Source organism: Pseudoalteromonas sp. 2CM28B (genome assembly GCF_023161935.1).
In genome coordinates this window covers 37285-47671 of the sequence record NZ_JALNTH010000045.1, presented here as the reverse complement: position 1 = coordinate 47671, position 10387 = coordinate 37285, and the positions used below count along the sequence as shown (strand labels likewise).

9 protein-coding genes and 2 tRNA genes are annotated in these 10387 nt (G+C 40.7%); 7 read left to right on the top strand and 4 right to left on the bottom strand.

Translation table 11 applies throughout. The features are described from left to right. Positions 1–2: 2 nt before the first annotated feature. Both MTN96_RS32130 and MTN96_RS32125 read right to left on the bottom strand, forming a co-directional pair. Positions 3–76: transfer RNA gene (locus MTN96_RS32130), tRNA-Asn, on the bottom strand. A gap of 21 nt (positions 77–97) precedes the next feature. Further along, positions 98–174 (bottom strand) — tRNA-Asn (locus MTN96_RS32125). 1062 nt (positions 175–1236) lie between these two features. On the opposite strand from MTN96_RS32125, the gene MTN96_RS32120 reads away from it, so the two are divergent. The 5 genes from MTN96_RS32120 (at position 1237) to MTN96_RS32100 (ending at position 7519) form a co-directional block, all read left to right on the top strand. Then, a complete protein-coding gene (locus tag MTN96_RS32120; RefSeq protein WP_096041469.1) occupies positions 1237–2607 on the top strand; it encodes an MATE family efflux transporter in 1371 nt (456 codons plus the stop codon). Positions 2608–2611: 4 nt separating this feature from the next. Then, positions 2612–4606, top strand: a complete 1995-nt coding sequence (uvrB, locus tag MTN96_RS32115) for an excinuclease ABC subunit UvrB (protein ID WP_096041470.1) — start codon at positions 2612–2614, stop codon at positions 4604–4606. Then, complete coding sequence (locus tag MTN96_RS32110; RefSeq protein WP_096041471.1) at positions 4607–5560, top strand: class I SAM-dependent methyltransferase; 954 nt, start codon at positions 4607–4609, stop codon at positions 5558–5560. 148 nt (positions 5561–5708) lie between these two features. After that, positions 5709–6380 (top strand): tRNA (adenine(22)-N(1))-methyltransferase TrmK, encoded by a 672-nt coding sequence (locus MTN96_RS32105; protein WP_096041472.1) that lies wholly within the window; start codon positions 5709–5711, stop codon positions 6378–6380. Positions 6381–6481: 101 nt separating this feature from the next. Further along, positions 6482–7519: a hypothetical protein gene (locus tag MTN96_RS32100; RefSeq protein WP_096041473.1), complete on the top strand. Its 1038-nt coding sequence runs from the start codon at positions 6482–6484 to the stop codon at positions 7517–7519. On the opposite strand, the gene MTN96_RS32095 is transcribed toward MTN96_RS32100, so the two are convergent. Then, positions 7516–7758 (bottom strand): hypothetical protein, encoded by a 243-nt coding sequence (locus MTN96_RS32095; protein ID WP_024034198.1) that lies wholly within the window; start codon positions 7756–7758, stop codon positions 7516–7518. The two genes, MTN96_RS32100 and MTN96_RS32095, sit on opposite strands and share 4 nt — an antisense overlap. Positions 7759–8102: 344 nt before the next feature. On the opposite strand from MTN96_RS32095, the gene MTN96_RS32090 reads away from it, so the two are divergent. Next, a complete protein-coding gene (locus tag MTN96_RS32090; RefSeq protein ID WP_248534151.1) occupies positions 8103–8552 on the top strand; it encodes an isoprenylcysteine carboxylmethyltransferase family protein in 450 nt (149 codons plus the stop codon). Between the two features lie 99 nt (positions 8553–8651). On the opposite strand, the gene queC is transcribed toward MTN96_RS32090, so the two are convergent. Continuing rightward, on the bottom strand, positions 8652–9308 hold the full coding sequence (queC, locus tag MTN96_RS32085; protein WP_004589469.1) for a 7-cyano-7-deazaguanine synthase QueC: 657 nt from the start codon (positions 9306–9308) through the stop codon (positions 8652–8654). 145 nt (positions 9309–9453) lie between these two features. Here queC and queE point away from each other — a divergent pair, with 145 nt between their 5' ends. Beyond that, positions 9454–10119 carry a 7-carboxy-7-deazaguanine synthase QueE gene (gene queE, locus MTN96_RS32080; RefSeq protein WP_055255637.1) on the top strand — a complete coding sequence of 222 codons (666 nt, stop codon included), beginning with the start codon at positions 9454–9456 and terminating at the stop codon, positions 10117–10119. Positions 10120–10387: the final 268 nt, after the last annotated feature.

The following is a 10387-nucleotide window of genomic DNA, read 5'->3' as shown; positions in this document are numbered from 1 at the left end:
GGCTCCCCCTCCCCGACTCGAACGGGGGACCTGCGGATTAACAGTCCGTCGCTCTAACCAACTGAGCTAAGGGGGAATCGTTTATGATTGAAAAACTTGGCTCCCCCTCCCCGACTCGAACGGGGGACCTGCGGATTAACAGTCCGTCGCTCTAACCAACTGAGCTAAGGGGGAAGCGTCATGCCTTTCAACGGGGCGAAATATTAATGATGGAGCCGCAAAGTGTCAACATATAAAAGTCATAAATTTAAAAAAGAAGTTTATTCGTTGTTTTTATGTTCGATCTGCGCATTTTATAACTCTATTTATGCAAAACACGGCGGTAAATCTCTATTTAGACTCACACCAATGTGAAAAAAACAGCGCCGATAAAATAGCCATTGTTTAATTTATGTGTAAAAAATGCCGCTGAGACAAAATTTATCGCGGCAAATCAGTAAATTTGTATTTAACCTGGTTGTCATAAAACCGAGTATAAATTTAGCTAGCAGATCTTTTTAAAAAATCCAGTAGGGTAGTTTTTTCGTATTACGGTATTTAAGAGGGGTTAAACTAATAAAGCCGTGGTTGAAAACTTTATTTTAAAAAGCTGTACAAAAACAAAACAATCAATAAGTTGCTAAATATTGGCGTTAACTAATTAAGACACTTATAGCTGTATTAGGCACAAAGATTTGGCTTAGCTTAATTTTTTGTTTGTAAGCATTGATAAGTTTTTAACTTTAACTTTGAGCAAAGGTTGGACCTGAGCTGAATTTTAGCCAGCGCGCAAGCCTTTATAAATGCGGGCTCAGCTGAGTTATCCACGGTTTCTGTGGATAACTCTGTTTATGAAACTTTAAGAACACTGTCCCGACCAGAGTTTTAGGGCGCTACAACGATTTCAAGCTTTTAAAACGATTTTTTTATTACTATAAAAAACATAGGGTTATAAATGCATGCTGAATTACCATGCAACGATGAGTAAATTAATTCGTTACGATAAAGATTAATACCGCGCTGTGTAAAAATTCAGCGAATTTGCAGGGTTAAATGTTAAAAAAGTAATAAAAATGTTCACTTATTGTTTTATGGCGCTCTAAGGGCGTATTTGTGCACAAATGCTTAAAAATTCAACTTTAGCTATTTTTTTAATTGTTGCTTTATTATTAGTATGAAATCCATTGATAAATCCGTGGCTTGAATTGCTATGATGCTTTAAAATGGCTCGCTCAGTAAAAGAGGCTTATTTATTCCATGCGCGAAACTTCACATTCTCAATCACGCCCAGATTTACTTAACGATCCCATCTTGCCTACATTGAAAAAAATGACCATTCCGATGATATTTGGCATGGTCACGCTAATGATGTTCAATATAGTCGATACATTTTTTATCAGTATGTTGGGCACAGAGCCCCTTGCAGCGGTAAGCTTTACGTTTCCGGTAACCTTTACGGTAATAAGCCTAGCCATAGGTTTAGGTATTGGTACATCAGCGGTAATAGCGAAAGCCTTAGGCAGTAATAAAATAGAAGAGGCGCGATTTGATGCCAGTGTGTCGCTTATTGTGGCGCTACTATTAGTTATTTTACTTTCGTTTGTTGGATATTTACTAATCGACCCAATATTCACTTTATTAGGGGCCGGACAATTAGTGCTGCCACTTATTCATGATTATATGAATATTTGGTTTATTGGCAGCGTATTTTTAATTACCCCTATGATAGGTAATTCGGTATTACGAGCCAGTGGCGATACTAAAACACCCAGCATAGTAATGGGTGGGGCAGGGCTTATTAATGCCATACTCGATCCTATTTTGATATTTGGCTGGGGCCCAGTACCGGCACTAGGCATTCAAGGTGCCGCTATTGCCAGTGTTATTGCCTGGGGCGTAGCGGTTATTATTATTTTATATGTGCTGGGCGTTAAAAAGCGACTACTAAGCTTAAAAGCCGGTAATCAAACTGCGGCAAGTGCAATTAAAAAAGTACTTAAAATAGGTTTACCCGCAGCGGGGGCTAACATGCTTACCCCAGTAGCAATGGCTGTGATGACCGCACTCGTTGCCAATCATGGACCCGAAGCGGTTGCCGCTTTTGGTGTGGGCAGCCGTATTGAATCAATTGCCAGTATTTTAGTGCTGGCCTTATCGATGACATTGCCTCCTTTTGTTAGCCAAAACTTTGGGGCAGGTAAATTAGGCCGCGTAAAAGAGGCGTACATTGGTACGCTTAAATTTGTGATGATATGGCAATTTGCTATTTATATTTTACTCATTGCGCTGTCAGGGGTAATAAGCCAATTATTTGGTAAAGAACAAGCTGTAATCGATGTTATTAAGCTCTTTATATACACCATACCGCTAAGTTATGGTTTTCAAGGGGTGATCATTTTATCAAACTCATCGTTTAATGCTTTACACAAACCTATGAATGCATTGTTTTTAAGTATTATTCGTTTGTTTGTGTTTTACCTGCCTTTTGCTTATGTAGGCAGTATGCTAGGTGGCTTAATTGGCTTATTTATTGGCGCTGCAATCGGTAATGTATTCACAGGGTTAGTCGCGTACAAATGGTTTGTAAAAGAGCTAGATGCAATATGCAGTAACACGGTAACGGAGTAAATGAATGAGTGATCACTTTGAGCTAAAGTCACAATTTAAACCCGCGGGCGATCAACCCACAGCGATTAAACAGCTTGAAGAAGGCTTAGAAGCCGGGCTTGCGCATCAAACCTTACTCGGTGCTACAGGTACAGGTAAAACATTTACCATGGCCAATATTATTAGCGATTTAAATCGCCCAACAATAATAATGGCGCATAATAAAACACTAGCCGCACAGTTATATGGAGAGATGAAAGAGTTTTTTCCTAATAATGCAGTTGAGTATTTTGTATCTTACTACGATTACTACCAGCCAGAAGCCTACGTGGTTGCCAGCGATACGTTTATAGAAAAAGATGCATCTATTAATGAGCACATAGAGCAAATGCGTTTAAGTGCTACTAAGGCATTGCTTGAGCGCCGCGATACCATAATAGTGGCTTCTGTGTCGGCTATTTATGGTTTGGGCGACCCCGACTCATACATGAAAATGATGCTGCTTTTAAAAGTAGGCGAACAGGTCGACCAACGCGATATGCTGCGCCGTTTAGCTGAGCTGCAATATACCCGTAACGACATTGACTTTAGCCGTGGTACTTACCGTGTACGTGGCGAAGTTGTTGATATATTTCCTGCTGAGTCAGACACCTATGCAGTACGTGTAGAAATGTTTGATGACGAAATAGAGCGCCTCAGTATTTTTGATCCCCTTACCGGTGCTGTAGAAAAACACATAGTACGTGCCACTATTTACCCTAAAACGCACTACGTTACGCCTCGCGAAAAAATTCTTGATGCCATAGAAAAAATAAAAGCTGAGCTTAAAGAACGCAGAGCACAATTATTAAGTGCCAATAAATTAGTAGAAGAGCAGCGCATAGCGCAGCGTACACAATACGACATAGAAATGATGACCGAGCTTGGTTATTGCTCGGGCATAGAAAACTACAGCCGTTATTTGTCGGGGCGTACACCGGGCGATCCGCCACCAACACTACTCGATTATCTTCCTGATGATGCATTGATGATCATCGATGAATCGCACGTAACCGTATCGCAAATAGGTGCCATGTATAAAGGCGATAGAAGCCGTAAAGAAAACCTAGTTGAATATGGCTTTAGAATGCCATCGGCGATGGATAACCGCCCATTGCGCTTTGAAGAATTTGAAGCCATAGCACCGCAAACGATTTATGTATCGGCAACGCCGGGTGATTTTGAATTAGAGCGCAGCGCAGGCGAAGTAGCAGAGCAAGTTATACGCCCAACTGGCCTGTTAGACCCAGAAATAGAAATACGCCCTGTAGGCACTCAAGTAGATGATCTACTCTCAGAAATTTATAAATGTGTAGAAAAAGGTGAGCGAGTACTGGTAACTACGCTTACCAAGCGCATGTCGGAAGATTTAACCGATTACTTAAGCGAGCACAACGTAAAAGTACGTTACCTGCACTCAGACATAGACACAGTAGAACGCGTTGAAATAATTCGTGATTTACGCGCCGGTGTATTTGATGTGTTAGTGGGTATTAACTTATTACGAGAAGGCTTAGATATGCCAGAAGTGGCGCTAGTTGCCATTTTAGATGCCGATAAAGAAGGCTTTTTACGCTCAGCACGTTCGCTTATTCAAACCATTGGCCGAGCTGCACGTCACCTCGACGGGCGCGCCATTTTATACGCCGATAAAGTAACTAAATCGATGGAAAAAGCGATTAGCGAAACACAGCGCCGCCGCGAAATACAACACGCCTTTAATATAGAGCACGGCATTGAGCCGCAAGCCTTGGTTAAAAAGATCACCGATATTATGGATGTGGGCGAAGAAGCCGCACCAAAAGATAACCTTAAGCTGGTGCGTAAAGAGTCTAAAAAAATACTCAGTGCGAAAGAAATTGCCACACAAATTAAACAGCTTGAAAGCAAAATGCATGCTTATGCCAGCGATCTTGAATTTGAAAAAGCCGCGTCTGTACGCGACGAAATACACGAACTACAACAACAGTTGATTAACTAAATGACACCCGATTTTTCGCCCCTAATAAGCGCGCTTGAAGATGCGCCATTACTACAAAACGAACTATGCCGCGTATTTCATGGTCGCGGCCATAGCGTGGTATCGCTAAGCCATATTAATTTAGACTTTTATCCGCCAAGCTTGTTTTTAATTTCGTACGAAGAAATTGACGAAGCCACGTTAAATACACTGAGCAGTACCCTTTGGGCGTGGGCGCAACAGCATCACCCTGAATTGATATCTGCATTGGTGTATCAACAGCGCGCGGGTGTACAAAGCAGCAATCGTTTAGTGCATGGTAATCTTCCCTCGCCACATGTGGTAAAAGAAAACGGCATTGGTTTTTTAGTGGATTTAACAAGCCGCCAAAACACCGGAATATTCCCCGATATGCGAAGTGGGCGTGAGTTTGTCTCTGCCAATAGTAAACATGCAAAAGTACTTAATTTGTTTTCATACACGTGTGGTTTTTCGCTTGCGGCAATGCAAGGCGGGGCTGCTCACGTTATGAACATGGATATGAGCAAAGGTGTACTTAAAGTAGGTAAGCAAAACCACCAACTTAATGGTTTCGAACGCGGAGTGAGTTTTTTACCGCACGATATTTTAAAGTCGTTTGGTAAATTAAAAAAAGCAGCGCCGTTTGATTTAATTATTGTAGACCCGCCAAGCTTTCAAAAGGGCAGCTTTATTCTAACTAAAGATTATCAAAAGGTGCTGCGCAGATTGCCCGAACTACTGTGCGATACCACACAGCTTTTATTATGCGCTAATAGCCCAGAGCTTAGCGAAGATGCGTTTAAAGCTTTAATAAACGAGCACACCCAAGGAGCAATAGAATTTGTTGAGCGCCTTGCACCAACGGCCCGTTTTGTAGAAGTAGACAGCAATAAAAGCTTAAAAGCGTTAGTGTATAAAACGGCGCATACCGCAACTTATACCAATTCGCAATAATACTTAATCATTTTAAGGGGCTAAACGTGTCGCTATCTGTGTTAAAAAACTCTCATTTAGAACAACTAAATAGCGAATTTTTTGCCTAGCTATCAACACGTTTTTTTAGCCTCAAAATAGATCACTTAATTAAGCTAATTGGTATTAAATGAAACTGAGTAAGCGTTTAAACGCAATTAATGCGTTAATTACTAACCCCGTTGATGTTATTTGGGATTGCTGCTGCGATCATGGTTACTTAGGCATTGCACTATTAAAGCGCCGCGCTGCAAAACAGGTTAATTTTGTCGATGTGGTAGATAAAATAATGGCCGAGCTGAGCGAGCACCTAAAAAATATTAGCCAAACACTGCCAAGTGGTGCGCAATATAAAGTACATTGCCAAGATGTAAGAGAAATAAAGCTCGTTCCAAATGCGTTAAATACTGTAGTTATTGCAGGTGTTGGCGGCGAGCTGTTACTAAAACTTGTTACTGGCATTATTAAAAACAATTGCGCTGCATCTGTAGCAAGCACCCGTTTTATAGTTTGCCCTATACACCATACTTATCATTTGCGCAGTGGTTTAGCCAAATTAGGCTTTGGCCTTGAAAGCGAGCAATTAATCACTGAAAACAACCGCTATTATGAGCTTATAGAGGTAAGTCAACGTAGCACAACGTTGCTCACATCTACTGGTAACAGCATGTGGGATTTAAATAATGCATCGCACAGGCAATACCTTAAACAATTACTCACTCATTATAATAAAATGCTTAATAAAGATGAGCTTTATTATCAAAAAGTTATAACAGATTATAAAAAACTCAGCGACGCTTAAAAATGGCTTATTTAGCTCTAATAGTGTGATCTAATGCAAGGCGCAAAAACGTAACATCAACATAGATTATATCGCCTTGCGCGAGTTTATTTGGTTTATGTATGTCAGATAAAAAAAGTCGCATTGAGCCGCTGCTCAGTGCAGAGCAAAAATGGCAAAACAGCTACGAGCAGCCAATTTCGTATGCTCCATTAGTGCAACTTGCTAATAACAGCTGGATAGTTCCACAGCACTTTTTACGCTATAAACACACCTTACAAAGCGTTAATAAAGTACTAGAAAATATAAATTTTTCAGCGCACTTTAGAGTGCTTGCTGCACAAAAAGATCAACAAATTTATTTACAAGTTGCCGTACTCAGCCCCGATAATTACAAAACCAGTAGTTACGCGGGTGAGGGCACAGCAAAAAAATTACTGTTTGGCAGACGCTGGATAGTAGAGGAAAACTTACCAACCTCCGAGATTATTCAAACAGCGTTTTTAGCGCTTAAAATAGCGCGAGAGCACGAGGTAAGAGAGCTGTTTCAACTTACTCACAGCAATAATACAACCAGCACGCCATTTAATAATCATCATGATTTACCAGTTATGGCACAAAATGCAGAGCTTGTTATTGCACACGCGCCGCAGGGCAATGAGCAACATTGCACAATTGAGCAGCTATTAAAACGGGTAGTATTTGCAGGTGATAAGGTATCGCTAAGTGCTATGCAGCAACTAAGCTCGCAGCAGTGGTTATACACCTTAAAATTACACTGCAATACTTGCCAGCTTACTGAATTTAATAATAAAACCTTTGCATTTTTAACCAGTGATAGCAGCGCAAATAGCTTTTTACATGGCCTTATTAATGCCCTGGTTGATATTAGTAATGAGTATGTGAGTGAGCAATTTAAATACCAAGGGTTTGCCCGCTTTAGTAAACACAATTGCGTAGAAAAAATTGGTGCACTTAGTGTGGCAATGCGCTCGCCAAAAGTGTTGGGGCTGTGCTCGCTTGGCAAGCAACATGCAAATAAGCTTAATTTTGAAATTGATAGTTCGCGTGCGCCACAAGGTTGCGGCCAAGCTATAGATGGGTTTTTAGCTGCCCACGGTATAGAGCAGCCAGAAAATGCACATTTATATCGTTTTTAAAGGCGGTTAATTTCTTCTTTTGTGGTGTAGCTTGAGTCTGTCACTATGGCCTCAAGCGTTTGTACGCGCTCTTTTAAAGCAACCACTTGGGCACTTACCTCGGCCAGTTGTTTATTGGCATCTTGGTTGCTATCTTGCATTTTGTGTTTAAATTCAAGGTGCTTTTTGTACATATCGTAAATAACCCCAGAGCCAACCGATATAAGCACAATAAGTACTATCATTGTAGTGCCTGACATAACCACTTCCTTTTTATAGTTTTAACTGTTGCATAAAGTATAACCATATTTAGCAGCGGTTAAACCTGACAATTGTAACTTTATTTGTCGATTGCAGCGTGGAGTTGTGTTCATCATTGATACACCTGCGTTATTGTTTAATAACTAATGGCGTAATTAATAAGTCTATTTGAGATTAAACCGTGTGACTTTAAAGCCAACATTTTTATTGTGTTGCTTTGATCAGCAGTTTTAACGCGCTCTATGCCAGCGTTAACCTTGTATTTAATTGTGTATTAATGCAAACGGGTATAGTGTTTACAGACTTCTAGAACTATATTTTATAATCAATACAGTGAGTTGCTATGTTAAATAATAAAATACCTCCGGTTATTGTCGTGCTCGTTTTTGCAGGCATTATGGCGTTAATAGCCCATTACAGTGTGATTGATTTTACAGCGTTTATTGCCTATTTAGCAGCAAGCTTAGTCATTATAGGGTGCGCATTTTGTATAGCCGGGGTAGTAAGCTTTAAATTTGCACGTACCACAGTTAATCCAAATAAGCCTGAGCAAGCATCAAAGTTGGTAACCAGTGGTGTATATAAAATTTCACGTAATCCTATGTATGTAGGCTTTGCGTTTATTTTAGCTGGCTGGGGTATTTGGCTTAGTTCGCTGTGGGCACTTTTATGTGTTGCTGGGTTTATTGCTTATTTAACGTTTTTTCAAATAATTCCTGAGGAGCGGGCGCTTAGCAAATTATTTGGTCAAGAATTCACAGAGTATAAAAACAAAGTAAAACGCTGGTTGTAATTTACAAGCAAATACAAAAAAGGCTATCGAGATGATAGCCTTTTTGCGTTCAGCGCTAATAAACTAACCGTGCTTTCACTGAAAACCCCATAACTAGCGTTATTCGTACTCGATTGGATCAGTGACGTTATTAAGCGAAAATGCCTCTAAACGTTCTTGGCAGGCGCCACATTTACCACAGGCTTTTTCGCGTCCGTTATAACAAGTCCATGTTTGGCTGTAGTCTAAGCCCATTTTTATGCCATCGGTTAAAATATCAATTTTTGTGTTATTTAGGTACGGGCTAAAAATTTCTACAGCGTCGTAATTAGCAATACGACATACATCATCCATTTTTTGCACAAACTCAGGACGGCAATCAGGGTAAATAGCATGATCGCCCGAATGCGCGCCATAATATACTTTGCTCGCTTTTAAAGACACAGCGTAACCAACCGCCAGCGAAAGCAAAATCATATTACGATTAGGCACTATGGTGCTTTTCATGCTTTCTTCTTCGTAATGACCTTCTGGTACATCAATATCATCAGTCAGTGATGAGCCACCAATAAGCTGGTTAATAGCTGATATATCTACAATTTTATGTGGAACGTTGAGTTTTTCACACACGTTTGCAGCCACTTCAAGCTCTTTAACATGACGCTGACCATAGTCAAATGAAAGGGCATAAACATCATGGCCTTGTTGTAAGGCTTTATTTAATACGGTAAACGAATCCATACCGCCGGAATAAATAACAACTACTTTTTGCGTCATATCTGGATTGCTCTTTAGTTTTAATAGAGGTTTATATCAGGGCGCGATATACTACACGGCCGCAGCTTAAATAACAATTTTTGGGCAGCGCTTTTTCGTCTTTTATAGTAGCAATTTTGCAGCTAGGCAGTAAGTGAGATCTCTTTTGTACAAAATTAATGAAGTGTTTGAAACCATCCAAGGTGAAGCAAGTTTTACCGGCACACCCTCAATATTTTTGCGTTTGCAAGGCTGCCCAGTGGGCTGCGCATGGTGTGATACTAAACAAACTTGGGAAGTCGATAACGTGTACAAAGTATCGCTTGATGAAACGGTAGAAAAAAAAGCCGATTCAGATCATTGGGCCGATGCCAGCGCCGAGCAAGTACTTGAGCTGTTTAAATCACGTGGCTATACAGCCAAGCATGTTGTAATTACCGGCGGTGAGCCGTGTATGTACGATTTAAACCCAGTGTGTAAGCTATTGCACGATAACGGCTTTACAACACAAATAGAAACCAGCGGCACCTTTGAAATACTCGCCCCTGAGCAAACCTGGGTTACCGTATCGCCTAAAATTAACATGCGCGGCGGCTACGAAGTACTTACCAGCGCCATGAAGCGCGCCAACGAGATAAAGCACCCAGTAGCGATGCAAAAGCACGTAGATGAGCTTGAAGCGCTATTTGCCAAAACAGGTGTTAACCCGAAGCTTGTATACTTACAGCCAATCAGCCAAAAAGTGTCAGCCACCAAATTAGCCATCGACACTTGTATTGCCAAAAACTGGCGCTTATCGGTGCAAGTACATAAGTATTTAGGGATTAGCTAAAGCGCAAGAGCAGCTGTAAGTGCTTAGCTGTAAGCGATAAGCTGCTCGGCGTTAAGTTATATTACGTAGATACAAGGTTGGGTTGAGTGAAACGAAACCCAACACCACAACTCCATTACTCCCTCTTTATATCAAGTACCACACCAGCTTATTTAAACGCGTAGGTCGGATAAGCGAAGCGCCATCCGACACCGTAACTTATTTAAGTTTCGGCGAATATCAATAGCTAATTAATTTATGATGTATGAAGTCAAGATTTGACCCCTCA

Excerpts from the sequence above, each read along its gene's own strand:
- MTN96_RS32105 (WP_096041472.1), top strand. The coding sequence starts at position 5,709 with ATGAAACTGAGTAAGCGTTTAAACGCAATTAATGCGTTAATTACTAAC.
- MTN96_RS32090 (WP_248534151.1), top strand. The coding sequence starts at position 8,103 with ATGTTAAATAATAAAATACCTCCGGTTATTGTCGTGCTCGTTTTTGCA.
- uvrB (WP_096041470.1), top strand. The coding sequence starts at position 2,612 with ATGAGTGATCACTTTGAGCTAAAGTCACAATTTAAACCCGCGGGCGAT.
- queC (WP_004589469.1), bottom strand. The coding sequence starts at position 9,308 with ATGACGCAAAAAGTAGTTGTTATTTATTCCGGCGGTATGGATTCGTTT.
- MTN96_RS32095 (WP_024034198.1), bottom strand. The coding sequence starts at position 7,758 with ATGTCAGGCACTACAATGATAGTACTTATTGTGCTTATATCGGTTGGC.
- MTN96_RS32100 (WP_096041473.1), top strand. The coding sequence starts at position 6,482 with ATGTCAGATAAAAAAAGTCGCATTGAGCCGCTGCTCAGTGCAGAGCAA.
- MTN96_RS32120 (WP_096041469.1), top strand. The coding sequence starts at position 1,237 with ATGCGCGAAACTTCACATTCTCAATCACGCCCAGATTTACTTAACGAT.
- MTN96_RS32110 (WP_096041471.1), top strand. The coding sequence starts at position 4,607 with ATGACACCCGATTTTTCGCCCCTAATAAGCGCGCTTGAAGATGCGCCA.